Source organism: Frankia sp. AvcI1 (assembly GCF_001420875.1).
GTDB lineage: Bacteria > Actinomycetota > Actinomycetes > Frankiales > Frankiaceae > Frankia > Frankia alni.
In genome coordinates this window covers 108,664-133,010 of record NZ_LJFZ01000011.1, presented here as the reverse complement: position 1 = coordinate 133,010, position 24,347 = coordinate 108,664, and the positions used below count along the sequence as shown (strand labels likewise).

The following is a 24,347-nucleotide window of genomic DNA, read 5'->3' as shown; positions in this document are numbered from 1 at the left end:
CTGCTCGTGGTCCTGCTGCTGTTCTTCTTCATGAACCAGATGCAGGGCGGCGGCAACCGGGTCATGAACTTCGGCAAGTCCAAGGCCAAGCTGGTGAGCAAGGACACGCCGAAGACGACGTTCTCCGACGTGGCCGGCGCGGACGAGGCGATCGAGGAGCTCCAGGAGATCAAGGAGTTCCTGGAGAACCCGAGCAAGTTCCAGGCGATCGGCGCGAAGATCCCCAAGGGTGTCCTGCTCTACGGGCCGCCGGGTACCGGCAAGACCCTGTTGGCCCGGGCCGTCGCCGGCGAGGCGGGCGTGCCGTTCTACTCGATCTCGGGTTCCGACTTCGTCGAAATGTTCGTCGGGGTCGGTGCCAGCCGGGTCCGGGACCTGTTCGAGCAGGCCAAGGCGAATGCGCCGGCGATCATCTTCGTCGACGAGATCGACGCCGTCGGCCGCCACCGCGGGGCCGGCCTCGGCGGTGGGCACGACGAGCGCGAGCAGACCCTCAACCAGCTCCTCGTCGAGATGGACGGGTTCGACGTCAAGGGCGGCGTCATCCTCATCGCGGCGACGAACCGGCCCGACATCCTCGACCCGGCGCTGCTGCGACCCGGCCGCTTCGACCGCCAGATCGTCGTCGACCGGCCGGACCTGCTCGGCCGCGAGGCCATCCTGCGGGTGCACGCCAAGGGCAAGCCGATCGGTCCGGACGCCGACATGATGGTCATCGCCCGGCGCACCCCCGGCTTCACCGGCGCGGACCTGGCCAACGTGCTCAACGAGGCCGCCCTGCTGGCGGCCCGGTCCAACCTGAAGTTCATCTCCTCGGCGCTGCTGGAGGAGTCGATCGACCGGGTGATGGCCGGGCCGGAGCGCAAGACCCGGGCGATGAGCGACAAGGAGAAGAAGCGCATCGCCTACCACGAGGGCGGGCACGCCCTCGTCGCGCACGCGCTGCCGAACTCCGACCCGGTACACAAGGTCACGATCCTGCCCCGGGGCCGCGCTCTCGGCTACACGATGCAGCTCCCGCTGGAAGACAAGTACCTGTCGACCCGCTCGGAGATGCTGGACCGGCTCGCCGTGCTCCTCGGGGGCCGCACCGCCGAGGAGCTGGTGTTCCACGACCCCACCACGGGCGCCAGCGACGACATCGAGAAGGCGACGCAGATCTCCCGGGCGATGATCACGCAGTACGGGATGAGCGACAAGCTCGGCGCGATCAAGTTCGGCACCGAGAACAGCGAGGTCTTCCTCGGCAAGGAGGTCGGGCACCAGCGCGACTACTCCGAGGAGGTCGCCAGCGAGATCGACGTCGAGGTCCGCCGGCTCATCGAGGCCGCGCACGACGAGGCGTGGGAGATCCTGGTCACCTACCGCGATGTCCTCGACAACCTCGTGCTGCGGCTGATGGACACCGAGACGCTGAGCAAGGACGACGTCGCCGAGGTGTTCGCGACCGTGCAGAAGCGGCCGGTGCGGGGCATCTACACCGGTGTCGGTCGGCGCATCCCGTCGGACCGCCCCCCGGTGCAGACCCCGGCCGAGCTGGGGCTGGTTCCCACCGGCGTCGCAGACCTGGTGAAGGACCCCGGTCACGGCAACGGAGCAACCGGTCGCTCGGGCAACGGTGCGCCGGGAGCGCCCGCGGCGGATCCGGCCGGGCACNCCAACCCGGTCGGTCCCGGCGGAAACGGGAATGGCAGCCCGGGTGGGCACGGTTACCCCCAGGGACAGGGCTATCCGCAGGGGCCGAGCAGCTATCCGCAGGGGCCGGGTTCACCGGCTCCGACCGGTGGCGAGAGCCCGCCCGAGGGGCCGCGCATCGCCAACCCGTGGGCCCCGCCGAGCTGGCCGAACGACGACGACAGGAGACGCCGTTGACGTCCGATTCCCCCGAGGTGTTCACGGATGAGCGGGTGGGCTCCGGCGCGTCGCCAGAGGTGAACGCCACCGGATCGGACGGCTTCGGCGTTCCCGACCCCAGCACACTCGGCAGCAGCGCGACCACCACCACGGCGGCTCCCCTGGACGGGCCGATCCGGGATCGTCGCAGGCCGCAGCAGGTGCGCCCCTTCGACCACGACCGGGTGGCGCGCGCCGTGCGCGAGCTGCTCATCGGGATCGGCGAGGACCCGGACCGAGAGGGCCTGCGCAAGACGCCGGACCGGGTCGCCCGCGCCTACCGGGAGGCGGTGGAGGGCCTGGGGCGGGAACCGTCCGAGGTGCTGACCACCGTCTTCGACGAGGGCCACGACGAGATGGTCCTGGTGCGCGACATCGACTTTTCGTCGCTGTGCGAGCACCACCTGGTGGTGTTCTCCGGCCGGGCGCACGTCGCGTACATCCCGAACAACCGGGGTCAGATCACCGGCCTGTCCAAGCTGGCGCGCCTGGTGGATCTTTACGCCCGCCGGCCGCAGGTGCAGGAGCGGCTGACCTCCCAGATCNCCGACGCCCTCGTCGACGTCCTGGAACCGCGGGGCGTGATGGTCGTCGTCGAGGCGGAGCACCTGTGCATGTCGATGCGAGGGGTGCGCAAGNCGGGGGCCACGACGGTGACCTCCGCGGTGCGCGGTCAGTTTCTCAGCACGGCGACGCGCAGCGAGGGCATGTCGCTGATCCTCGGCAGCCGGCGCTGATCCACCGGTCACCCGGCTCCGGCCCCTCGGGCCACCGGGTGACCGCCCCCGGCGGCGGCCGGCCGGAGTCGGCCGGCCCCGGGGATCGAGGGCGAGTTGCGGCGAGTGGCGTTACAGCCGGCAGGCCTGGATGCCGGAGACCAGGATCCCGCGGGCGCCCAGATCCCACAGGTCGTCCATCGTCCGGTTGACCTCCACGCGGGGCACCATCGCCCGCACGGCGACCCAGTCCTCCCGCTGCAGCGGTGAGATCGTCGGCGATTCGTAGCCGGGCGTGATGTCACACGCCTTCTCCAGCACCGCGCTCGGCACGTCGTAGTCCATCATCACGTAGCGCCGAGCGACGAGGACGCCCTGCACTCGGCGCAGCAGCCGCTCGTGCGACGTGGACAGCTCCGCCCCCCGCTTGGCGATGATGATCGCTTCGGACCGTAGGACCGGCTCGCCGAGCAGCTCCAGCCCGGCGGCCCGCAGCGTGCGGCCGGTCTCGACCACGTCGGCCACCGCGTCCGCGACCCCGAGCCGCACCGCCGTCTCCACCGCGCCGTCGAGGGTCACGATGCTCGCCGGGGTGACACCGCGGCCGGCCAGGTCCGCCCGCACCAGCGCCGGGAACGAGGTGGCGATCCGCCGGCCCTGCAGCTCCGCCACGTCCGCGAGCGCGCCCTCCGGGGCGGCGTAGCGGAAGGTGGCATGCGCATAGCCGAGCGGCAGCAGCTCCGCCGCGGCGGCGTTGCTGTCGAGGAGCAGATCGCGACCGGTGATGCCGAGATCGAGGCGGCCCGAACCGACGTACACGGCGATGTCGCGCGGGCGCAGAAAGAAGAACTCGATGTCGTTCTCGACATCCGTGATCACCAGCTCCGCGGACTCGCGCCGGGCGTTGTAGCCGGCGTCGGCGAGCAGCTGGCTGGAGGCCGCGGACAGCGACCCCTTGTTAGGAACCNCAATACGAAGCATTGTCACTACTCAGCGTCTACGGGAAAGGACAGGGACGTGATCACAGGTGGGAGTATACGTCGTCCAGGGAAAGACCCAGGGAAACCATGAGGAGCTGACTCCAGTACAGCAACTGGGAGATCTCCTCAGCCGCCCTCTCCCGACCTTCGTACTCGGCCGCCATCCAGGCCTCGGCGGCCTCCTCGACGAGTTTCTTACCGAGATGATGAACGCCCTTGTCGAGGGCGGCGACCGTACCCGAACCGGGCGCCCGGCGCTGCCATTTGTCGGCGACCTCGGCGAAGAGTTCGTCAAATGTCTTTCCGCTGGCTGTATTCGCGCCGACAGCGGTGGGGGGGCTGCCGATCGCCGCGTCGGGATCGCCGGCGGCCCCGACGGGACGGTGCGCATCGCCGTCCGCCCCGGGTCGGGAGAGACGCCCGGACGGCGGCGACCCGGGCCGATCGGCAGGAACCATGTTCGGCATGCTACCTGTCACCGGGCCGTCGGCCGTCCCGCCGAACATCGTCACCGGTCGAGGACACCGATGACCACGCTCGTGAGGTGGNCACAGCGCGCCGACGCCGCCCCTCGGCCGGCGCACGATGCTGTGGCGGATCACGATGCTGGCGAATCACGATGCTGGCGGATTGCCCGGTCCGTGCGGCGCGTTGCTGGTTGACTGGGACATTGTGTTCCCGCCTGCCCTCGTCGCCACCGATCTGGACGGGACGCTGATCCGCAGCGACGGCACCGTCTCGCCGCGCACCCGAGCGGCCCTGCGGCGGGTGGAGCGCTCCGGCGCGACCGTCGTGTTCGTCACCGGGCGGCCGAGCCGGGTGATGGCGGGCGTCGTCGCGCAGACGTCGGCCTCCGGCCTCGCCATCTGCGCGAACGGGGCGCTCGTGTTCGACCTGGACACGGGCGTCCCGGTCAGCCACCGGTTTCTCGAGCAGGCCACGGCGCTGCGGTTGGCCCGCGCGATCCGCGCCGCGGTACCGGACGCCGTGTTCGCCGTGGAGAGCGGCGTCCGGTTCGGCCGGGAACCGGCCTTCGAGACGATGTGGCCGGATCCCGAGGAACTGGTCGCGGCGTTCCCCGAGCTGCTGGTGGCCCTGCCGGCGACGAAGCTGCTGGTCCGGCGACGTGGTCAGCCGTTCACCGAGGTGTATGACGCGATCGTCGAACTCGCCGGAACGGACGCCGTCGTCACGACGTCGAGCGTGGGCCTGGTGGAGATCGCCGGGCCGGGGGTGTCGAAGGCCGTGGCCCTGGCCGAGCTCGCCGCCGAGCGCGGAATGACCGCCTGCGACGTCATCGCCTTCGGCGACATGCCGAACGACCTGCCGATGTTCGCCTGGGCCGGCTACTCGGTCGCCGTCGCCAACGCCCATCCGGACGTCCTCGCCGCCGCCGACGAGGTCACCGCCTCGAACGACGAGGACGGGGTCGCGATCATCCTGGAGCGGCTGTTTCCGGCGGCGGGGTGAGTTCCCCGCCCGGGGTCGGGTTCCTGCCCGAGGTGGGTTCCCCAGCCGACGGGGGTTCGCCCGGCGCGACGGCGGCGCTCGGGGCGCCGGAGTTGCCCACGGTGCCGGCGCTGCCGGCGGTGCCGGCGGTGGGGCGGCGGGGCGCGAGGAGTTCGGCGTAGCTGCGCGTGTACCCCGCCAGAATCCCGTCGAGGTCGGGCGCGGTCAGCGCCGCATACTCCTCGAAGATCTTCGCGTAGATCCGGACCTGGTCCGGATGGCTGAATCCCGTGGCCTCCAGCGTCTCCACCACGACCAGGCTGTCGTCCAGAATCGTGAATCCCTGCACGTGCGGATACTCCAGCTCGGCCGAGCTCGGCACGATCCGTACCGTGACGTTGTCCAGCTCCNCCACCGCGGCAATCCGCTTGATCTGTGCGATCATGTACTCCGGCGGCGCGAAACGGTTACCGAGGACCGACTCCATCAGGATGAACTCGAACCGCNGGGTCCCGTCGTAGAGCAGATTCTGCCGCCTGATCCGCAGGCTGACCTTCTCCGCGGTCCGCTGGTACCACGCGCCCTCGTCGCCGCCGATGGTGATGCGGTGATAGCCGTTCACCACCCGGCGGGCATATTCGCTGATCTGGATCAGCCCGGGCAGCAGGATCGGTTCGAACTCCCGGATGAGGGTCGCCTCCCGCTCGGCGTCGAGGATCTCCTCCTGGTCGAGGCTGACGCCCTGCCGCCGGGTCTCCACGCCGGTGACGGCGCCGCGGCGGCGCGGCGCCCGGCGCGCGGCGGTCGACTGCAGCCGCTCCGCGAGGTCGACGAGATGGCGGACGAGCTCGGGCGGGGCCTGCAGGGTCCGGGCGATCCGCTCGACGTCCGCGGGGTTGGGCCGGAGGAGACCATTCTCGATCTTGGAAATCGTGCTCTGGCTGATGCCGACGGACGAGGCGAGGGCCTGGCCGGTCATCGCCCGGGCATGGCGTAGCTGAGCGAGTTCGACCCCGAGCCGGGCCGGCGGCGTGCCGTCGGGTGCCGTCGCCGGCGGGGGCGCGCTCTCGCCCTCCATGCCCACCTCCGAGGTCGGTCCGTCCCCGCCGGCCACCGCCTGCGCCCCGACGGCTACGCCTGCGCCGGCAGCCCGCGCGCGGCTGCCAGGAACACGCTGCGGGGGATGCNCACCAACGCCTCGCCGGGGGGCACCTCGCCCGTCGGGATCGGCTGGTCCGCCACGGCGTAGCCCTGGACGAAGATGTCCTGATCCTCATCGTTCACATACACCGTGGGACAGTTCGCGCTGGCNCACGACGCACTGGCCACCGGGACGAGCCGCATCGCTCCTACCTCTCTGCACCACTGCACTTCATCCTAGGGATCACTCCCGAGTCAGGACATAGCGCAGTAATAACGATCAGATCTACGGCGGCGACGCGAATATTCCGACCGCTTGGGGCAGATCGGCTCTCAAGCGTGCCGAGCTGACGCCGAGGGCCATAACCGAACGTCACCGCTGCTCGGCAAATCCCATCGTCCAGCAGGCGTAGCCACCACCTCAAGTAATTTCATCACTACAGAGAGTCGCAAGACGCGGTGACACAACGCTGCGCGGGACCACCGCAAATAGTACCGAAACGCGTGAACTAGCAGCTCCTCCGGGCTACCCGTTCACGGGGAGCAGGACCGGAACGTGAGAATGAGGACAGCGGTAGCCCCGACCTTTCGACTACGCCGGGTAGCATCGTGAATATTTTGCGGCTCCGGCGGGAAGCCGGCTCGGGGCGCGGACCGCGTCGCGTCCGCCCGCCGACGACCGGTGGCGTGGATCGAGTCCCGCGTTGCCGCCCCGCGGCCCGACGGCCGCGGACACGTCCCCTCCGAACCCCTGCGTGGAAGTACCCCCACNCCGCNCCCCAGCGCCGCGTTCCAGCGGCGCCGGCCGCGGGGTCCCCTGCCGGACGCCGGCGAGCCGCAACGATTCTGGCTCGATCATGAATATTCAGAAATTCTCTTGAGATTCGGATGATCGTGCCGGATGATTCGGACTGGAGCATCCCGTCGGCCGACACCCCAACGCCCCCGGGGTGGTCCCCCGTCACCACCGGGTCCACGGCGGCGAAGCGGCGCTCAGCGGTGGTTGCGGTGCGGCGGGTACAGATTCTCGCTCAAACCGTGCATTTACACCCAATCCGCCCAACAAGATCGACCATGTGCCGCGGGATGTCGGGCCGGCATCACCGGGGTCGGCGGGATCGGGCGGCTTCCTCGCCGCCTCGACCGACGTCGAGGCCTGCCCGACAGGAGGGAAGGTCGCATGGACATCCCCAGCCGGCCGGGTGCGGCTCTCCTCGACGCCCCAAGGTCCTGGCCGTTGCTGTTGGNCTGGACGATCGTCGCNATCCTCATGGTGGTCGTGAAGGCGCTCGTGGATGCGCGGCTCGGTCCTCGCGGCCGGCCTCGCGCCCCGGAAGCGGTCGGGACGCCGGATGCGCGGCCGGTTCCGCCGTCCGCGATGCGCGGTACCGGCGTCCGTCGCTTCGCCCCGGCCGCGTTCGCCCCGNCCGCGTTCGACCCGGCCGCGTTCGACCCGACCGCGTTCGACCCGCTCGCGGACCGGATGTCCTGCCTGCTGCGGGTCTTCCTCGCCGCCGCCGTCCCCAGGGCGGACCGACCCGCCCGACTCGACTTGCGCGCCCCCGCGACGGCCTGGTTCGTCGACGCCTTCACCGCCGCCACGGACCTGCTCATCGGCGTGAGCCAGTCCGATCGTCCCGAGATCCTGGCCGCCGCCGTCCGGGAGGCCGAACGGCGCTGGAGGCTGATCGACGCGTGGAGCCGCGAGACGGCCGAGCCCACGGGCAGTCTCCCCGCACCGCCGCCGGGGGCGGCCGGATCCGGCCGCCCCCGTCCGGACGATCCGGGCTCTGCCGATCATCCGGGGTAGCCATTCACGTGTGGTAATCGAGGCGCGGCCCCGGGCCGCCCTCGGCCACGGGGTGTCGATGGTGGGCGCCGCCACTGCACCGCCCACCCGGGTCGGCGCCCCACCGGGCGCCGGCGCGGGCCAGGATAGGGACATGGCGACACCCGTCCATCAGGACCCGGCCGCATCCGGCCTGCCGGCGCACGAGATCGACGCGGAGTTTCTCGCGCTGCCGCGTCCCGCCCTCGCCGACGCGGCCCTGCAGACCGCACGCGATCTCGGCGCCACGCATGCCGACATCCGCATCGAACGGCTGCGGGACTCCTCGCTGTCCTTCCGCGACGCCGCCCTGGAAAGCCGGCACGAGGGCGCCACGGTGGGCCTCGCCGTGCGGGTCGTGCACGGCGGAACCTGGGGTTTCGCGGCCGGCGTCGACCTCACCCCGGACGAGGCGGTCCGGCTGGCCCGGGAGGCCGTCGAGATGGCGCGGGTGGCGGCCCCGCTGAACTCCGAGCCCGTCGAGCTCGCCCCGGAGCCGGCGCACGCCGACGCGGTCTGGGTCTCGGCGTACGCCGCCGATCCCTTCGCCATCGACGCGCGGGAGCGGATCGAGCGGGTCGGGGGGCTGTGCCGCACCCTGTTCGCGGCGCAGGACGTCGACCACGTCGAGGGCCGGTTCGAAGCGGTGATGGAGAACAAGTACTACGCGGATCTGGCCGGNACCTCGACGACGCAGCAGCGGGTGCGGGTGCTCAGCCAGATCGAGGCGACGCGCGTCGACCCGGGCGGCGGCTTCGAGACCATGCGCACCATCGCCCCGCCCGTCGNCCGCGGCTGGGAGTGGATGGTCGCGGGGCCCGCGGCGGGCTGCTGGGACTGGGACGGCGAGATCGCCCTCATTCCCGGGCTGCTGGCGGAGAAGGCCAAGGCGTCCTCGGTCGAACCCGGCCCGTACGACCTGGTGATCGACCCGTCGAACCTGTGGCTGACGATCCACGAGTCCGTCGGCCACGCCACCGAGCTCGACCGCGCGCTGGGCTACGAGGCGGCCTACGCCGGCACGTCGTTTGCCACCCTCGACCAGCTGGGCGCCCTGCGCTACGGCTCACCGGCGATGACGGTCACGGGTGATCGCACGGCCCTGCACGGGCTGGCCACCATCGGCTACGACGACGAGGGCGTGCAGACCCGCCGGTTCGACATCGTGCGCGACGGCACCCTCGTCGGCTACCAGCTCGACCGGGCGATGGCGGCCCGCAACGCGAACGTGCTCGGGGTCGAGCGCTCCAACGGCTGCGCCTTCGCCGACTCCCCCGGCCACGTGCCGATCCAGCGGATGGCGAACGTGTCCCTGCTGCCGGCGCCGGGCGGCCCCTCGACCGAGGAGCTGATCAGCCGGGTGGACCGCGGGATCTACATCGTCGGCGACAAGAGCTGGTCGATCGACATGCAGCGGTACAACTTCCAGTTCACCGGGCAGCGGTTCTACGAGATCCGGTCGGGGCGCATCGTCGGTCAGCTCCGCGACGTCGCCTACCAGGCGACGACGACGGACTTCTGGGGTTCGCTGGAGGCCGTCGGCGGTCCGCAGACGTACCTGCTCGGCGGCGCGTTCAACTGCGGCAAGGGGCAGCCCGGCCAGGTCGCGGCGGTCAGCCACGGCAGCCCGGCCACGCTGTTCCGCGGCGTCAACGTCCTCAACACGCGGCGGGAGGCCGGCCGATGAGCCAGGTGACCGGGGCGGACACCACCCGGGCCGACCAGGGCGACCGGGGCGACCGGGCGGGCGCGGTGCCCGAGGCGGCCCACGAGATCGTCGAGCGCGCCCTCGCGCTGTCCCGGGCGGACGGCTGCGTGGTGATCGCCACCGAGTCCAGCTCGGTGAACCTTCGCTGGGCCACCAACACCCTGACCACCAACGGGGCGAGCCGCGACCGGTCGATCACGGTCGTCAGCGTCGTCGGCCGGTCGTTCGGGGTGCGCACGGCCTCCACCGTCGGCGCCCCGGCCGGCCGGGGCGCGCGGCCGGGGGACCTGCCGCATCCCACCGACGCCGACGGCCTCGCCGAGCTCGTCCGCGCCGCCGAGGACGCCGCCCGCGAGGCGGCGGACGCCGAGGACTACGCCGACCTGCTCGGGCCCGCCACCGCCGGTCTGGCCGGGGGCGGGCCCGAGCAGGTCACGGGCGGCGGTGCCTTCACCGACCCGGCGGCCCGCACCGGCACGGGGGTGTTCGCCGCGTTCGCCCGCGACCTCGCCGAGGCGTTCGGGGCCGCCCGGGCGCAGGGCAGTCGACTGTTCGGCTTCGCCCAGCACGGCGTCACCACCACCTGGCTGGGCACGTCCACCGGGCTGCGGCTGCGGCACAGCCAGCCGACGGGCAGCGTCGAGTGGAACGCCAAGTCCGGCGTTCCCGGCGGGTCGGTGTGGCACGGACAGTCCACCCACGACTTCACCGACGTGGACGTGGCCGCGACGGTCGCAGCGTTGCGCTCCCGGCTCGCCTGGTGCGAACGCTCGGTGGAGCTGCCCGCCGGCCGCTACGAGACGCTGCTGCCCCCCTCCGCGGTCGCCGATCTGATGATCTACCTGTACTGGTCGGCCGCGGGGCGGGACGCCGCCGAGGGCCGCACGGTGTTCAGCCGGCCGGGCGGCGGTACCAGGATCGGCGAGGCGATCGGGCCGGCGGGGCTGCGGCTGTTCAGCGACCCCGCCGACCCGGAGCTGGCGACGACCCCGTTCGTCACCGCCGGGTCGTCGTCGTCGATGTCGAGCGTGTTCGACAACGGGCTGACCCTGGGCGCCACCGACTGGATTCGCGACGGCGCGCTCGCCGCGCTCGTGCAGACCCGCGCCTCGGCCCGCGCCACGCAGAGCGCGGTCACGCCGATGATCGATAACCTGACCCTGGACGCGGGGGGCGCCGCGTCGCTCGACGAGATGATCGCCTCGACGCGGCGCGGCCTTCTGCTGACCAGCCTGTGGTACATCCGGGACGTCGATCCGGAGGTCCTGCTGCTGACCGGGCTCACCCGCGACGGCGTCTACCTGGTCGAGAACGGCGAGGTCACCGGGGCGGTGAACAACTTTCGGTTCAACGAGTCGCCCGTGGACCTGCTGGGCCGCACGGCGCAGATCGGCGCGGCCACCCGCACCATGGCCCGCGAGTGGGCGGACTGGTTCACGCTCACCCGGATGCCACCGATGCGGGTGCCGGACTTCAACATGAGCTCGGTCAGCCCGGCGAACTGATCGCCGGGCCGCCCGCGGGCGCCGGCGCCGTCACAGGTAGGCGCCGCGCCCGAACGTCTCACCGCCGGGCTGCTGCTGTTGCTGCCCGCTCGGCAGCGCCCGGCGGCGCATCTCCTCCAGCTGCGCCCGAGCCGCCATCTGCTGGGCGAACAGCGCCGTCTGCAGGCCGTGGAACAGGCCCTCCAGCCAGCCGACCAGCTGTGCCTGGGCGATCCTGAGCTCGCCGTCCGACGGGGTGTGGCCCTCGTCGAAGGGCAGCGACAGCCGCTCCAGCTCGGCCCGCAGCTCCGGGGCCAGCCCGTCGGAGAGCTCGCGGATCGAGCTGCGGTGGATCTCTCGCAGCCGGACGCGGCTGGCGTCGTCCAGCGGCGCGGCGCGCACCTCCTCCAGCAACTGCTTGATCATCGTGCCGATGCGCATCACCTTGTCGGGCTGGGAGACCAGCTCGGCCACGGGGTTGCCGCCGGCCGGCCCCCCCTCCTGCTCGTCCTGCTCGTCGGCCNGGGTCACCGACCGGGCCGGCCGGCCGAGCACCGTCTGCGGGCCGTCGTGCAGGGCTCCGTCGGGCCCGACGATCACGACGCGGGGTTCCGGTTGATCCGTCATGACCCCTATCCTGCCCCGTCCGGGCGCGCCACACGGCGCCGGTGCACCGTCGGCCGCCCGGCCATGGCGCGACCGCGGGCCAGCCGTGGCCCAACCACGATCAGCGACAGCCGGTCACGACGCGCCGTCCGTCAGTGCGCAATGGTGAGGATCACCTTGCCGACGTGCCCGAGATCGGCGACGTGCGAGTGCGCCGCCACCACCTCGGTGATCGGGAGCACCCGGTCGATCACCGGTCTGATCGCGCCGCGTTCGACCGCCGGCCAGAACTCGGCGCGGACCCCGGCGATGATCTCGGCCTTCTCCGCCGCCGGCCGGGCCCGCAGCGACGCGGCATGCACCGACGCCCGCTTGGTGAGCAGAGCCCCGAGACTGAGCTCGCCCTTCNCCCCGCCCTGCAGGCCGATGACGACGAGCCGACCGCCGACCGCCAGCAGCGACACGTTGCGCGGCAGGTAGGCCGCGCCCATGTTGTCGAGGATGACGTCCGCCCCGTGGCCCTCGGTGGCCTTGCGGATCACCTCGACGAAGTCGGAGTCCCGATAGGAGACGGCCACGTCGGCGCCGAGCTCGCGGACCCTGGCCAGCTTCGCCGCGGTACCGGCGGTGGTGGCGATCACCGCGTCGGGCCGCAGCGCCCGGACCGCCTGGATCGCGAAGGTGCCGATGCCCGACGCTCCTCCGTGGACGCAGAAGACCTCGCCGTCGCGCAGGTCGGCGATGCCGAACACGGTCGAGTAGACGGTGGCCGCGACCTCGGGCAGGCCGGCGGCCTCGACCAGGTCGACGCCCGCCGGGATCGGCAGGAGCTGGCCGGCCGGCACGTTCACCCTGGTCGCGTACCCGCCGCCGCCGAGCAGGGCGCACACCTCGGTGCCGACCTCGACCCCGGACACCTCGGGCCCGACGGCGGCGACCCGGCCGGAACACTCCATCCCGATGATCTCGGATTCGCCGGGCGGCGGCGGGTAGAGGCCCTGCCGCTGCAGCAGGTCCGCCCGGTTGACCGCGGTCGCGACCACGTCGAGGGTCACCTCACCCGGCCCGGGGTCGGGCGGGTCGGCCACGCTGGACCAGGACATGACTTCGGGCCCGCCGGGGGCCGACACCGTCACCGCATGCACCCTCACACGCTACGACGCCGCCGGCGCCCTGGAACCCGCAGGTCCTACCAGCGGTCGCGGTGCAGGACGCTCGCCAGCGGCTCCCGTGCCGCGGGCCGGAAATCCGTCCCGACGGTGTAGGCGACGGGCAGCAGCACGCCCTGGCTCACGTCCGGCGGGATGCCGAGCAGCTTCCCCACCTCGTCGGCGTAGCGCAGGTGCAGCGACGTCCAGGCGCTGCCGAGGCCGCGAGCCCGCAGGGCGAGCATGAAGCTCCACGCGGCGGGCAGCAGCGACCCCCAGAAGCCCGCCTGCAGCTCCCCCGGGATCTGCCTCGCGTCTCCCTCCAGGCAGCCGATGACNNGCACGGGAACCCGGTGCAGGTTCTCGGCGAGGTACCGGGCGGAGTCGCTCACCCGCTGCTGGACGGCGCGGCGCTCGCCCTCGTGCGAGTCCTGCACCGGCCCGGAGCCGGCGTCGAGATAGGCGGTTGCGGCGCGCCGGTAGTACTCGGCGATGCCCGCGCGCAGCTCCGGGTCGGTCACCACGATCCAGTGCCAACCCTGCCGGTTGGAACCGCTGGGCGCCTGCAGGGCGATCCGCAGGCACTCCTCGATGACCTCCGGTTCGACCGGGCGGTCGAGATCGAGCCGCCGGCGCACGCTGCGGGTCGTCGTCAGCACCTCGTCGGGGGTGAGGTCGAGCAGGGTCACGATGAGCTCCTTCGTGGCCGCATCCCGCGCGGGTGGCGGATCAGACCGGTTCGGGCTCGGGTTCGGGTGAGTCCGGCGCCGGCTCGGTGTACGGCGAGGGTTCGTGCGGCGCCGGCGGCAGATCCGGCGTATCGGGCAGCAGCGGGCCCGGATCGTCCGGAATCGGAGCGTCCGGGTCGAGCGGCGGCGGCGTGTCCGGACGGTGCGGACGGATGGTCGAGATGAGCGGGCTGGACATAGCACCCGCCGTACCCGGTGGTCGGAGCCGCGGAAACATCGTCCCAGCATCGCACGGCCATCGACCCGCCCATCCGAAGCCTCGCGACCCGCCCCGAAGACCGGATCGGCGCCGCTACATCTCTGCTCGGCCAACAAAAGCATCGAAGCAACAACAGACACAATCTCCGGACACGACCAGCCAAACAACAAAGACAGCCGATCCACAACGGGACTTCGTTCGGGTGGCGGCCGGCCGCCGAATGGGCTCGCCGGCGGGCCGGCCCGGCCCCTGACCCGGATGGCGCACAGGTCACAGCGGAGACGGCGGTCCGCACGAGGTGCGACGTCCGTATCGCCGTATTAACGGTACAGGAACTGATCAGCACTCAAGTGCCACGACAGACAGCAGATCCAGTCGCTACCNTCATATGCGCATCACCCTGAACTCTTGGTTCTCTGCAACCAGTCACAGACGACCACAGCATCGACTGTCTGGCCGGCGCCGGGGACGCGCCGGCCAGGACGGGCCCGGGGAGCGTGCCAGTGGAAGCGGTCGCGGCCGACGACGAGCACGAACATCCCCACAGACAGGCGGAGTTCCACGCGTTCTTCGAGAGCCATCATCGCGCGCTGAGCCGCTTCGCGTACCTGTTGACCGGCGACCACGACGCAGCCGACGACCTCACCGCGGAGGCGCTCACCGCGGCCTGGTCGAACTGGGACCGGGTCCGTTCGGCCGAGCTCCCGCTGGCCTACGTCCGGCGCATCGTCGCCAATCTGGNGGCGGACCGCGTCCGCAGGGTCGTGCGCGAGCGGCGCGGGCTGGCCGTGCTCGGGCAGCGCGCCGAGCGATCCGCCCCGGTGCCGGACGTGCCGGCCGTGGTCGACCTGCGCACCGCCCTGATGAGCCTGCCCTCGGGCAAGCGGGCCTGCGTGGTCCTCCGTTACGCCTTCGACCTCTCGGAAGGGGAGACCGCCCGGACACTGGGCATCTCCGTCGGGACGGTGAAGAGCCAGACGGCCAAGGGAGTCGCCGAACTCGAGCGAATCCTTAAGAGAGCCGAACCGCCGCCGACCGCGACGACCCAGCAGGAGGTGACCCCCCGCATGGCGCCCGAACACCCCGCAACGCCCCCGGGCGGCACGTCCCGGCCCGGCGAGTCCCGGATGCACGGCGCGCGATCCGGCTCGGCCGAGTCCCTCGGGGGACACGGCACCGACCAGTCCGACGAACCCGCCGGGCCAGACCGGTCCACCTTCGCGCCGCCGCGCGGCACCGAGCCGACGCCGGGGCCCGATCTGACACCGGGGGCCGGACTGACACCGGGGCCCGAACTGACACCGGGGCCCGAACTGACACCGGGGGCCGAACTGACACCGGGGGCCGAACTGACACCGGGGCCCGGACGGGTTCCCGGAGCCGGTCGGCACCCCGGCGGTGACCCCTTCCCCGAGACGGGCCGGAAGCTCGGTGCGGCGCCGCTGGCCCGGCGTGAACCGCTGCGGNGCGAACCCGTCCCCCGGCGCGGATCAGGCCTGGGGCACCCACCGCTGGCCTGGCGCGAACACGTTCCCGAGCGCGTACCAGGCCCCGACCACATTCCTGGTCCCGAACGCATTCCCGATCCCGACCATGTTTCCGGTCCCGACCACGTTTCCGGTCCCGAACCTGTTCCCGGAGCCGAACGCGTTACCGGCTTCGAGTGCGTTACCGGCCCCGAACGCCTCACCGGAGCCGAACACGTGACCCTGGCCGAACACGCGTCGCAGGCCGTACACGCGTCGCAGGCCGAACANGTGACCCTGGCCGAACACGTGACCCGACTGGACGAACCGGGCTGGCTCGAGCGACCGGGCGGGGCGGGTTCACCGACCTGGCCCGGGTCGCTTCCCTGGCCGCGACTGGCCTGGCCGGAACGACTGGCCTGGCCGGTGTGGCGGGTCGGCGAGGCGTAGATGACACCGAGCACGTCGGGGTTCCAGGAGCCCGGCCATGAACCACCTGCCGGGGCGGGCCGCGCCGGCACGCCGTTCCACGAGGAGCTGCGCGGTCTGCTGGGCGCCGAGATGGCCCGCCACCAGCCCGACTCCGACCGGATTCGGCGCCGGCTCGCGGCGGCCGTCGGGCAGCCGCTGGGCGGGCCGTCCGTCCTCCCGCTGCGCCAGCCGGGCTCCGTCTCCCCCTTCACCGCCCGGGCGGCCGGCAGCGTCCAGGATCTCCCGCAGCCAGGGCTGTACGCCGAACCGCACGCGGACGCCGAGATGGCCACGGACGCCGAGATGGCCGCGGACGCCGAGATGGCCGCGCGGGACGGCCTGGGCACGCTGATCGACCTGACCGGTCCGCTCGACCTCGGCGAGCCCGCCGACGAGGAGGCGAACCGGCCCGGCGCGACGTCGCCCCTGTGGCTGGAGGCTCGCTCCGGCGCGCCCCGCAGGCGCCCGTCCGCGGTGCTGCCGCGGCGGGGCCGGCGCCGACGGCGCACCCGACCCGGCGGCGGTGCGCCCGGGCGGGCGGGCCGGCGTCGCACCCAGGCGCTCGTCGGCGCAACCGTCACCGTGTTGAGCCTGGCCCTGATCGCGCTGGTCGCTCTGTTCGATCTGCAGGGTTCCGATTCGTCCGACCCCCCGACCACCACCGTGACCGCCCGCCCCCGCCCGGCGGAGTCCCCGTGGGCGACCGCGGGCGCCACGCTGGCACCGTCCCGACCACCCGCCGCGCATTCCCCCACGCCCGCGGACCCCTCGGCCGGCGTCCCGCAGGGGCAGGGCAGTCCGCCCTCCAGCACGGCGGCCGCGGGAGCGGCCGAGCCGGCGGGCGCGGCCAGGCCGTCGAGCGAGGCGTCCACGCAGCCGCTGACGAGGGGCACCAGGCCCGATCCGGCCGCACCGGCCCAGGACGGCACCGGCGCGGCCGGCACCGGCCAGGCGCCCACCACCGGCCTGGCGCCGTCCGCCACCGGCATCTACACCAGCTCCGCCGCGCCGTTCCCGGCCGGATCGCGAGTCCAGCTCCCCGGCGCCGGGGCCGCGGACTGGGCGCTGTTCGGCGAGGGGTGGGGCGGGGTGCAGAACCGGGCGGCGCTGCCGGTCCCGCTGCTCAGCGCGAGCGTGGCGGGCGTCCCGACGACGTCGCCCTCGGGCTTCGACTGGAGCGGCGGGATGCCGACGGCCAGCGGCACCGATGACACCGACCGGCTGGCGGTCCAGGGCACGGCCGTGTTGTCGACCTTCGTCCTGCAGCAGGCCCGCACCCTGGACGTCTACCTCGGGTCGTCGTCGGGACGCGTCGAGATCACCGTGTCCTCGCTACGGGACAGGCGGACCTTCACCGTCGCGCTGCCGTCGACGTTGCTCGACGGTTCGGCGGATGCCCGGGTGAGCGTGTCGCTGCCGGCGAACATCGGGGCCGCCACCGTGTCGATCTCCAGCGGGAGTTCCGCGGGCTGGACGCTCGCGGCCGCGGTGCTGCGGTGACGAAGCGGTGCTCGGGCGATCACGGCGCTCGACCCTTCCGAGCCGGATTCCCTGGCCGCCGGTACGAAGGCGTCGCACCATCGTGTCTAGCCCGTTCGGGTCACCCGGCGGAGATCGCGAAAGACTTTCAAAGAATCTTGCCCTCCGCGGCAACCAAACGACATCTCCCGGACGACTGACTATGTGAACGCCACACCGGCCCCCGCGCCAGGAGGTCCGGCCGGCGTTTCGGCCCGTTCGTCCGGCTAACCCCCCCCAGCCGACCGAACGGGCCGTCGAGCGGTACCGGGGCTGGCCGGTCAGGCCAAGGCCGGCCAGCCCCCTCACCACCGCCCCTTCGCCCACTCCGGGCATCGGCACCCGGCACCCGGCACTCCGGGCGCCCAGCGCCCTCATCCAGTGCCCCGGGCATCCAGCCATCGCCGCCTCCGCCGCGCCCCGGGGCCCGACCGGGCCCCCGCCGTCCGGCTCGGTGCGCGGACCGTCCGTCGCCCGGCTGGCCCGAGCGGGTCATCGACGGTGTGAGCCTGGTCGCTGGCACCTGACCCGCGACCTACGCGAAGCGGACCCGGAGAGGTAGCGTCGACAGCGTGCGCCGGCTGTTGTTTGNACCCTCGTGGATCGCGCGTCATCTCCTCGCGCTCGCTATGGTCGCGCTGTTCATCCGCATGGGGATATGGCAGCTCACCAAGGGCGAGTCGGCGNAGGGCTCGTTGCAGAACCTCTTCTACGGCGTCGAGTGGCCGATCTTCGCCGCCTTCGTCGTGTACTGGTGGTACAAGATGATCAGAGAAGAGCTGGCGCCCCAGGACGACGGCGGTCCCCAGTGGGGCGCGGGCGGGCGGATCGCCCCCGAGGCGCCCTGGCGGCCGGAGCTNGACGGCCCCCGGATGTTGACCGCGGCGTCGGACTCGCCCGAGGAGGACGACGAGCTCGACGCCTACAACCGCTACCTCACCTCGCTGTACGAGCGCGANGTGCTGCGCGAGGCCCTGAAGCAGATCGACCCGAAACAGATCACCTCGAAGCAGATCAACGCGAAACAGATCAACGGAGCCCGCTGATGACCCCCGCCCCCTCCCGCACCGCCGGGGGACGTTCCGCCGCGTCGGCGGTCCGAGCCGCCCTGCTGCGGTACCGCGTGATCGCCTACGTCGTCGGCCTCGGCCTGATCCTGCTGGTGTNCGTCGGCGTGCCGCTGAAGTACGCCGGCGGCAACGACACCGTCGTCGCGGCGATCGGCCCGATCCACGGCGTGCTGTACATGGTGTACCTGGCCTGCGCGTACGACCTGGCGAACCGTTGCCGGCTGCCGCTGCGGCAGACGATCCTGATCATGCTCGCGGGCACGATCCCGTTCCTGTCGTTCGTCGCCGAGCGCCGGGTCACCGCCCTGATCCACCGCAAGCACCTCGCCGCACCGGCCGGCGCCCCGGCCACCCGACCCGCCACCGGCAAGGCCGCCAAGGCGCCCGCCCGCTGAGCCGACCAGACCAGACCGGCTCGCGCCGCCGACCAGACCGGGCCCGCCACCACCCGGCGGCCGGCACGGTCTCCCGGATGTTCCAGGCGGCCGGTGGCCGTCAGGGGCAGCCGGCCGGGGCCAGTCCCGGAGCCGCCGCACCGGTGCGCTGGCGGACCGCAGTGAGCGCGGGGCGGTGTCGCGCAGCGGCCACGGTGATCGAGACGACCTCGCCCGACCCGAGCCGCCGCAGCCGGGCCGGGCGGGACGGCCCGCCACCGCCGACGGACAACACCTGTTCGATCTCGGTGCCGAAGGCGAACAACCGTCCGTCCGACCAGGTGACCAGCTCGGTGTGGGCGCCCGACGGCCGGGCGAGAACCAGCCGGGCCCGGGCCGGTTCCCAGACGACGGCGATCGTGCCCGCGGGGCTCAGCAGAGCCCACCGGCCGCCGGTGCGGTAGGCGTCGGCCGACGCGCGCGCCGAGCGGCGGGCGCCCACAGCCCGCGGCCCGGGGTCGGCGATCACCACGAGCCCGGCGTCGTCGACGGCGATCGGCGGGGTCGGGTCAGCGCCCGCAGACGCCGCGCTCACCGCCCCGAACGCCCCGTCGGTGTGCACTCCGCGCGCTGCCGGCAACCCGGCGGCGGAGGAGGCCAGCATCGTGGTGAGCACCGCCCGCCGCACGTCGACCCCGTCCAACCGGACCAGCCCGCAGACCGTCATCGACTCCTCCATCCTCCCGGCCACCCCACCCGACCGCTCCGCCTGGACCACGCCGCCTGGACCACGCGCCTGCATCACGCCCGGCAGGACCCGTCCAGCAGCACCGGCCCGGCAGGGGCAGACAGCACCTGCGCGACCGCGGCGGCCGCCGCCCCGGCGAGCTTGCGCCGCCGCGATCGGGCGCACGCCACGCCGCGGACGGCCACGGTGCTCCAGCGCCGGAACGTAGCAGTTCCGCGACCGCGTCACCGACCGGTTGACCGCAATCACAGGTGGAGTCGGGAAACAGGCGGCCGACGGAGTTTCGGCCGACGGGCGGGAAACTCCGGACCGGTCCGACGCCGATGCCAATGGCGCCGGTCAGGCGGCTCCGACGCCGGACTGCTCGGCTTCCCGCTTCACCCGCCGGGCGGCGATGACCGGATGGGCCGGGCATTCGACCAGGTGGTCGTCGAAGCCCTGCACGCTCGGCCAGGACTGATGACATGAACCGCAATGGGTCGTGACCGGATCGGTCCACCGCGTGTCGCAGCCGGCACAACTGGCCGTAACCGCGATATGCGCACCGGCCTCGGGCTGCCGGCGGCGGGGCACCTGGATCGGCAGTGTCGGTTGCCGGCCGGGCTGATCCGGATCGGAGTGAAGGGTCACGGAAATCGCGCGGGGACGCCGGGGCGAGGAGACGGCGGCCGGGATCGCGCGAGGGGATGTCGACCGACGGGGAGGCACCCGGCCATCCTGTCGCAGACCTGCACAAGCGTCACGCAACCGGCCGTCGAGTCTTCAGGGTGTTTGTCCAGTGCCAACGCTCCGGAGACGGTCAGGTCGGGGCGATCCCACCTACTCCGGGCATCTCGCGCAACCTTTCGGGCCACTCAGGGCAGACGCCCGTGGCAGACATCATCGAACACGAAAATCACAATGCAGGGACACTGGGCCATGTCGTGGCGAACGATGGCACGACCGGACCCGGCCAGACTGGCTACGGTTGCACGCATGACGAGCCCCTCCACGGGACCCGGCCCGGCCGACCCGGCACCCGGGGGTGCCCGGATGGGCGTGGGCGCGTTGCTGCGGCAGTGGCGGGAACGACGCAGAGTCAGTCAACTCGAACTAGCACTTCGGGCGGATAGCTCCGCCCGGCACATCAGTTTCGTCGAGACCGGCCGGGCCACGCCGAGCCGAGCGATGGTCCTGCGACTCGCCGAACATCTCGACGTTCCGGTGCGGGACCGCAACGCGCTGCTGATCGCCGCCGGCTACGCCCCGGCCTACCCGGAGACCCCGCTGCACGACCCGGCGATGACCGCCGTGCGCGCCGGGTTGGAGCAGCTGCTCACTGCCTATGAGCCGAACCCGGCGCTGGTACTCGACGGGCACTATGACGTTGCACTGACCAACCGGGCGGCGCTGGTTCTGCTCACCGGCGTGCCGGCGGACCTNCTGCGCCCACCNCTGAACGCCATGCGCCTCACTCTGCATCCGCGTGGGCTCGCGCCGCGAATCGTGAATCTGGCGGAATGGCGATCGCACCTNCTTGAGAGAATGCAGCGGAACATGATTCTGCGTGGTTCGCCCGCACTGCGCGCGCTCCACGACGAGGTGTCCGCCTATCCCGTTCCCGACCGACCGGCCCTCAACGATCCGGGTGCGGACACAGGCCCCGGTTCGGCGAATCCCGCAGCGCCGTCCGACGGGGCGCCTGCGGCGCTCGCACTACCGATGCGGATTGTCGTCGAAGGACATCTGCTCACGCTCATCTCCACGATGACGACGTTCAACACCCCGATGGACGTGACCGTCTCCGAGCTGGCGGTCGAGACGTTCCTGCCCGCCGACCCGGAGACGGCCAAAGCCCTTGCGGCCCTCGCCGAGGGGCGATGAACCGGCCGCCCCGCCCGCGCTCCCCGCGCGGCCGCGGGCTATCCCGCCGTGGCGGGCACGCGGTCCCGTCGCGGCCGACGACCTCGGCCGTGGGGTCGGTGTAGCCGCCGTCGGGCGTCCACGCCGCGCTGACCGCCGCCGCGATCCGGTCCGNCTCGGTCGCGTTCCACGCGGCGAAGTAACGCTCGACGGCCTCGGTGTGCACGGTCACAGCACTCATCTCCCTGCGTTCGTCCCGGCGGGTCCGCACCCTCCGGCGTCGGCCGTTTCCGACCCGACCAGCGTCGCCGCCGGCTGCGGCCCCGTCGATGACCGGCGGGGTAATGCAGCAACGGAACGTCAGGAGCTGACGTGAGCGGAGGGCGTGGGATTCGAACCCACGAAGAGGATCACTCCCCTTAGCGGTTTTCAAGACCGCCGCCATCGGCCTCTAGGCGANCCCTCCCACCTGGCAGTCAAGCCAGACAAGCGAGCTCATCCTACAAGATCCGATCATCGCCCGGCCGCCACCGCGGCGCGGCGCGGCGGGCGGCTACCGGTCGGNGACAGGGGCGGGACGGGGCCAGGGATAGCCGTTCTCGCGCTCGCAGGTGATGTTGAAGCGGCCGAGCAGATCGGCGAAACATCGCCGGTCCTCGGCGGACCAGTTCTCGAGGACCTGGCCCAGCCCCCGCAGGACCACATCGCGGTCGGCGTGCAGGCGCGCCAGCCCCTGCGGCGTGACCGCCAGCTTGCGGGCCATCCCGCCGTCGGGATCGGGGATGCGCTCGACCAGGTCGGCCTGGAGCATCGCCGCGGCCTGCCGGTTGACGGTGGAGACGTCGAGGGCGAAGGCGTCGGCGAGCTGCCCGATGGTCATCGGCCCCTCCGCCTCGATCCGGCTCAGCAGTAAGTACGCCGAGCGGTCGAGTGTCCGGCCGTGTTGCTTGTGGGTGGACGTGGGCAGGATGTGATGGCGGGCGAGCAGCAACAGCTCTCGCTCGATCTCCTGCNGGTCCTCGAGCACGCTCGCCTCCGCCGCGCATCCGGGCACCTATGCCCTCGTCTGACCGTGACCTTTATCCCAGACTATGCGCAGCTCCGGCGTCTGTGCACGGCACACATAGCATGTATCGTGCACAACAGCGATCGTCCGTGGCAACCGAAACGATCTCGCAAACCCCCCTTGCAAGCGACATGGTCGTGNGCACCCGCAGTCACTCNCGGTCCGCGCGCAGACGGTCACCTTCCGTCGGTGATCCTCGCCGTCATCCACCCCGGAGGCTCCCATGGCACAGGCGTCCGCCGACCCGACCAGTCGGCAGGAGGGCGCACCCGCGCCCGGGCTGATGATCGGGGCCCTGGCCACAGCCGGGGTCGTGGTCTCGGTCATGCACACCCTCGTGGTGCCGCTCATCTCGGACCTTCCCGAGCTGCTGCACTCCTCCGCCTCGAACACGGCCTGGGTGGTGACCGCGACCCTGCTCGGCGCCGCGGTCTCGACGCCGATCGTGGGCCGCCTCGGCGACATGTACGGCAAGAAGCGGATGATGATGGTCAGCCTCGTGGTGCTGATCATCGGCTCGGTCGTCTGCGCGCTGAGCACCTCGCTGCTGCCGATGGTCGCCGGGCGCGCGCTGCAGGGTCTGGCGACGGGCCTGATCCCGCTCGGCATCAGCGTGATGCGTGACGAGCTGCCGCCCGAGAAGCTCGGCTCGGCGCTCGGGCTGATGAGCTCCTCGCTGGGCATCGGTGGCGCCCTCGGTGTCCCGCTGTCGGCGATCATCGCCCAGCAGGTGAACTGGCACGTGCTGTTCTGGGGGGCGGCCGGGCTCGCCGTGCTGGTGCTGCTGGTCATCTGGAAGGTGATCCCCGAGTCGCCGGTGGGCGACAAGACCCACGGCCGCTTCGACTTCGTCGGCGCCCTCGGGATGTCCGCCGGCGTGCTGTGCCTGCTGCTCGTCATCTCCAAGGGCAGCGACTGGGGCTGGACCAAGAGCACCACGCTGGGGCTCGGCGTCGCCGCCGTCGTGATCCTGCTCGCCTGGGGCTTCTGGGAGCTGCGCACCCCGAGCCCGCTGGTCGACCTGCGGATCAGCGCCCGCCGTCAGGTCCTGATGACCAACCTGACCTCGGTCATCATCGGCTTCGCGATGTACGGCATGTCCCTGATCATCCCGCAGCTCCTGCAGGCCCCCAAGGGCACGGGCTACGGATTCGGCCAGTCGATGATCGTCGCGGGACTGTGCTTCGCGCCGTTCGGCCTCGTGATGATGCTGGCCTCCCCGGTCACCGCCCGGCTGTCGGCGGCCTTCGGATCCAAGGTCACCCTGATGCTGGGCGCGGGGACGATCGCGATCGGCTACGGGCTGGGCCTGGTGCTCATGAGCGAGGTCTGGGAGATCATCTTCCTGGCCTGCATCATCGGCCTCGGGGTCGCCCTGGCCTACGCGTCGATGCCCGCCCTGATCATGGCCGCGGTGCCGCCGACCGAGACGGCCGCCGCCAACGGCCTGAACACCCTGATGCGCTCGCTCGGCACCTCGTCGTCCGCCGCGGTCGTCGGCGTGGTCCTCGCGCACATGACCACGACCTTCGAAGGCGTCGCGCTGCCGTCCGAGGGCGGCTTCCGGCTCGCGTTCGTCCTCGGCGCGGGGTCGGCCCTGCTCGCGCTGCTGCTGGCCACCTTCATCCCCGGCCGGCAGGCAAGCGCCGCGGTCACCGTCCCCAGCCAGCGGGAGACCAGGAGCACGGTCACCGAGGCGGAGACGGTGGACGCCGTCCAGGCCTGAACCGCCTCCCGATCCGCCGGACGCGCGGGTACCCACGGTGTGGGTGCCCGCGCGTTCGGGCATCCCGCCAGGGTGAGCAGACACCCCCGTCAGGACGTCGATCGCGTCCACGGCCCGCCGGGCGACCGCGGCGAGGGCCGTGCCGCCGGCCGGGACGGCGGTCCCG

The 24,347-nt window shown here is 72.3% G+C and carries 15 protein-coding genes, 1 tRNA gene and 19 pseudogenes; 18 read left to right on the top strand and 17 right to left on the bottom strand.

Annotation, left to right across the window (positions count from 1 at the left end; translation table 11 throughout):
* From ftsH to UK94_RS51195, 5 pseudogenes are all read left to right on the top strand, one after another.
* Positions 1 to 1,656 (top strand): annotated as a pseudogene (gene ftsH / locus UK94_RS13750) (ATP-dependent zinc metalloprotease FtsH); the annotation flags it as partial.
* Position 1,657: 1 nt separating this feature from the next.
* Positions 1,658 to 1,872, top strand: a pseudogene (locus UK94_RS51210) (hypothetical protein); the annotation flags it as partial.
* Between the two features lie 143 nt (positions 1,873 to 2,015).
* Positions 2,016 to 2,438 (top strand): annotated as a pseudogene (folE, locus tag UK94_RS51205) (GTP cyclohydrolase I); the annotation flags it as partial.
* A 1-nt stretch (position 2,439) separates the two neighbouring features.
* Positions 2,440 to 2,531 (top strand): annotated as a pseudogene (locus UK94_RS51200) (GTP cyclohydrolase I); the annotation flags it as partial.
* Between the two features lies 1 nt (position 2,532).
* A pseudogene (locus UK94_RS51195) lies at positions 2,533 to 2,630 on the top strand (GTP cyclohydrolase I FolE); the annotation flags it as partial.
* Between the two features lie 111 nt (positions 2,631 to 2,741).
* Here the strand turns inward: UK94_RS51195 and hisG are convergent.
* A pseudogene (gene hisG, locus UK94_RS13740) lies at positions 2,742 to 3,576 on the bottom strand (ATP phosphoribosyltransferase); the annotation flags it as partial.
* A 54-nt stretch (positions 3,577 to 3,630) separates the two neighbouring features.
* Positions 3,631 to 4,095, bottom strand: a complete 465-nt coding sequence (locus tag UK94_RS13735) for a phosphoribosyl-ATP diphosphatase (protein ID WP_268761345.1) — start codon at positions 4,093 to 4,095, stop codon at positions 3,631 to 3,633.
* Positions 4,096 to 4,261: 166 nt separating this feature from the next.
* On the opposite strand from UK94_RS13735, the gene UK94_RS13730 reads away from it, so the two are divergent.
* Entirely contained in the window at positions 4,262 to 5,059 is a 798-nt protein-coding gene (locus UK94_RS13730) for a Cof-type HAD-IIB family hydrolase (protein ID WP_041941129.1), read from the top strand.
* Here the strand turns inward: UK94_RS13730 and UK94_RS51190 are convergent.
* The 3 genes and pseudogenes from UK94_RS51190 to UK94_RS51180 form a co-directional block, all read right to left on the bottom strand.
* Positions 5,025 to 5,448 (bottom strand): annotated as a pseudogene (locus UK94_RS51190) (XRE family transcriptional regulator); the annotation flags it as partial. The gene UK94_RS13730 and the pseudogene UK94_RS51190 sit on opposite strands and share 35 nt — an antisense overlap.
* Before the next feature lies 1 nt (position 5,449).
* Positions 5,450 to 5,544, bottom strand: a pseudogene (locus UK94_RS51185) (transcriptional regulator); the annotation flags it as partial.
* Between the two features lies 1 nt (position 5,545).
* On the bottom strand, positions 5,546 to 6,116 hold a 571-nt coding region (locus tag UK94_RS51180), incomplete at its 3' end, for a Scr1 family TA system antitoxin-like transcriptional regulator (RefSeq protein ID WP_268761337.1).
* A gap of 2,005 nt (positions 6,117 to 8,121) precedes the next feature.
* Between UK94_RS51180 and UK94_RS51175 the strand changes: the two are divergent.
* The 3 genes and pseudogenes from UK94_RS51175 to UK94_RS13705 all read left to right on the top strand — a co-directional run.
* Positions 8,122 to 8,687 (top strand): annotated as a pseudogene (locus UK94_RS51175) (DNA gyrase modulator); the annotation flags it as partial.
* 108 nt (positions 8,688 to 8,795) lie between these two features.
* Positions 8,796 to 9,693: TldD/PmbA family protein (locus tag UK94_RS51170; RefSeq protein ID WP_235487815.1), on the top strand; the 898-nt coding region annotated here is incomplete at its 5' end.
* The gene (locus UK94_RS13705; protein WP_011607635.1) at positions 9,690 to 11,219 is read left to right on the top strand and encodes a metallopeptidase TldD-related protein; all 1,530 of its coding nucleotides are present in this window, start codon (positions 9,690 to 9,692) and stop codon (positions 11,217 to 11,219) included. The genes UK94_RS51170 and UK94_RS13705, both read left to right, overlap by 4 nt.
* A 30-nt stretch (positions 11,220 to 11,249) precedes the next feature.
* Here UK94_RS13705 and UK94_RS13700 read toward each other — a convergent pair.
* The 7 genes and pseudogenes from UK94_RS13700 to UK94_RS13685 all read right to left on the bottom strand — a co-directional run.
* Positions 11,250 to 11,721 (bottom strand): annotated as a pseudogene (locus UK94_RS13700) (bacterial proteasome activator family protein); the annotation flags it as partial.
* A 1-nt stretch (position 11,722) separates the two neighbouring features.
* A pseudogene (locus tag UK94_RS51165) lies at positions 11,723 to 11,825 on the bottom strand (DUF2587 domain-containing protein); the annotation flags it as partial.
* Positions 11,826 to 11,956: 131 nt separating this feature from the next.
* Positions 11,957 to 12,212: pseudogene (locus UK94_RS51160) on the bottom strand (zinc-binding dehydrogenase); the annotation flags it as partial.
* Position 12,213: 1 nt separating this feature from the next.
* Positions 12,214 to 12,934, bottom strand: a 721-nt coding sequence (locus tag UK94_RS13695; protein ID WP_268761344.1) for an NAD(P)H-quinone oxidoreductase, incomplete at its 3' end; no start/stop codon positions are given.
* A gap of 59 nt (positions 12,935 to 12,993) precedes the next feature.
* Positions 12,994 to 13,290 (bottom strand): annotated as a pseudogene (locus UK94_RS51155) (nitroreductase family protein); the annotation flags it as partial.
* Positions 13,291 to 13,292: 2 nt separating this feature from the next.
* On the bottom strand, positions 13,293 to 13,641 hold a 349-nt coding region (locus UK94_RS51150; RefSeq protein ID WP_235487813.1), incomplete at its 3' end, for a nitroreductase family protein.
* Positions 13,642 to 13,681: 40 nt separating this feature from the next.
* Complete coding sequence (locus UK94_RS13685) at positions 13,682 to 13,879, bottom strand: hypothetical protein (RefSeq protein WP_011607639.1); 198 nt, start codon at positions 13,877 to 13,879, stop codon at positions 13,682 to 13,684.
* Positions 13,880 to 14,397: 518 nt separating this feature from the next.
* Here UK94_RS13685 and UK94_RS51145 point away from each other — a divergent pair.
* The 5 genes and pseudogenes from UK94_RS51145 to UK94_RS13665 all read left to right on the top strand — a co-directional run.
* Positions 14,398 to 14,641, top strand: a pseudogene (locus tag UK94_RS51145) (sigma factor); the annotation flags it as partial.
* Position 14,642: 1 nt separating this feature from the next.
* Positions 14,643 to 15,366: pseudogene (locus tag UK94_RS51140) on the top strand (sigma factor-like helix-turn-helix DNA-binding protein); the annotation flags it as partial.
* Positions 15,367 to 15,816: 450 nt separating this feature from the next.
* Positions 15,817 to 17,337 (top strand): hypothetical protein, encoded by a 1,521-nt coding sequence (locus UK94_RS13675; RefSeq protein WP_055750138.1) that lies wholly within the window; start codon positions 15,817 to 15,819, stop codon positions 17,335 to 17,337.
* A gap of 1,063 nt (positions 17,338 to 18,400) precedes the next feature.
* Positions 18,401 to 18,521 (top strand): annotated as a pseudogene (locus tag UK94_RS51135) (DUF3817 domain-containing protein); the annotation flags it as partial.
* A gap of 1 nt (position 18,522) precedes the next feature.
* Positions 18,523 to 18,820: DUF3817 domain-containing protein (locus UK94_RS13665; protein ID WP_235487811.1), on the top strand; the 298-nt coding region annotated here is incomplete at its 5' end.
* Positions 18,821 to 18,920: 100 nt separating this feature from the next.
* Here UK94_RS13665 and UK94_RS13660 read toward each other — a convergent pair.
* The 3 genes from UK94_RS13660 to UK94_RS32535 all read right to left on the bottom strand — a co-directional run bounded on the left by UK94_RS13660 (position 18,921) and on the right by UK94_RS32535 (position 20,177).
* The gene (locus UK94_RS13660; protein ID WP_011607645.1) at positions 18,921 to 19,526 is read right to left on the bottom strand and encodes a hypothetical protein; all 606 of its coding nucleotides are present in this window, start codon (positions 19,524 to 19,526) and stop codon (positions 18,921 to 18,923) included.
* Positions 19,527 to 19,600: 74 nt separating this feature from the next.
* Positions 19,601 to 19,732, bottom strand: a complete 132-nt coding sequence (locus UK94_RS73745; protein WP_256788234.1) for a hypothetical protein — start codon at positions 19,730 to 19,732, stop codon at positions 19,601 to 19,603.
* 154 nt (positions 19,733 to 19,886) lie between these two features.
* Positions 19,887 to 20,177, bottom strand: coding sequence for a hypothetical protein (locus tag UK94_RS32535; RefSeq protein WP_041939931.1), 291 nt, complete (start codon positions 20,175 to 20,177; stop codon positions 19,887 to 19,889).
* On the opposite strand from UK94_RS32535, the pseudogene UK94_RS76100 reads away from it, so the two are divergent.
* The 3 pseudogenes from UK94_RS76100 to UK94_RS51120 form a co-directional block, all read left to right on the top strand.
* Positions 20,085 to 20,968, top strand: a pseudogene (locus tag UK94_RS76100) (helix-turn-helix domain-containing protein); the annotation flags it as partial. The gene UK94_RS32535 and the pseudogene UK94_RS76100 overlap by 93 nt on opposite strands.
* Before the next feature lie 13 nt (positions 20,969 to 20,981).
* Positions 20,982 to 21,061, top strand: a pseudogene (locus UK94_RS51125) (transcriptional regulator); the annotation flags it as partial.
* A gap of 1 nt (position 21,062) precedes the next feature.
* Positions 21,063 to 21,410, top strand: a pseudogene (locus UK94_RS51120) (transcriptional regulator); the annotation flags it as partial.
* A gap of 356 nt (positions 21,411 to 21,766) precedes the next feature.
* Here UK94_RS51120 and UK94_RS13645 read toward each other — a convergent pair.
* Together UK94_RS13645 and UK94_RS13640 are read right to left on the bottom strand one after the other, a co-directional pair.
* A tRNA-Ser gene (locus UK94_RS13645) sits at positions 21,767 to 21,855 on the bottom strand.
* 99 nt (positions 21,856 to 21,954) lie between these two features.
* Positions 21,955 to 22,380: MarR family transcriptional regulator (locus tag UK94_RS13640; protein ID WP_313949505.1), on the bottom strand; the 426-nt coding region annotated here is incomplete at its 3' end.
* A gap of 298 nt (positions 22,381 to 22,678) precedes the next feature.
* Between UK94_RS13640 and UK94_RS13635 the strand changes: the two genes are divergently transcribed.
* The gene (locus tag UK94_RS13635; protein WP_011607652.1) at positions 22,679 to 24,181 is read left to right on the top strand and encodes an MFS transporter; all 1,503 of its coding nucleotides are present in this window, start codon (positions 22,679 to 22,681) and stop codon (positions 24,179 to 24,181) included.
* The last annotated feature ends 166 nt before the right edge of the window (positions 24,182 to 24,347 follow it).

Bases quoted from the DNA above. Each gene is read 5' to 3' on its own strand.
- UK94_RS13735 (WP_268761345.1), bottom strand. From the start codon at position 4,095: ATGTTCGGCGGGACGGCCGACGGCCCGGTGACAGGTAGCATGCCGAAC.
- UK94_RS13705 (WP_011607635.1), top strand. From the start codon at position 9,690: ATGAGCCAGGTGACCGGGGCGGACACCACCCGGGCCGACCAGGGCGAC.
- UK94_RS13685 (WP_011607639.1), bottom strand. From the start codon at position 13,879: ATGTCCAGCCCGCTCATCTCGACCATCCGTCCGCACCGTCCGGACACG.
- UK94_RS13675 (WP_055750138.1), top strand. From the start codon at position 15,817: ATGACACCGAGCACGTCGGGGTTCCAGGAGCCCGGCCATGAACCACCT.
- UK94_RS13660 (WP_011607645.1), bottom strand. From the start codon at position 19,526: ATGACGGTCTGCGGGCTGGTCCGGTTGGACGGGGTCGACGTGCGGCGG.
- UK94_RS13635 (WP_011607652.1), top strand. From the start codon at position 22,679: ATGGCACAGGCGTCCGCCGACCCGACCAGTCGGCAGGAGGGCGCACCC.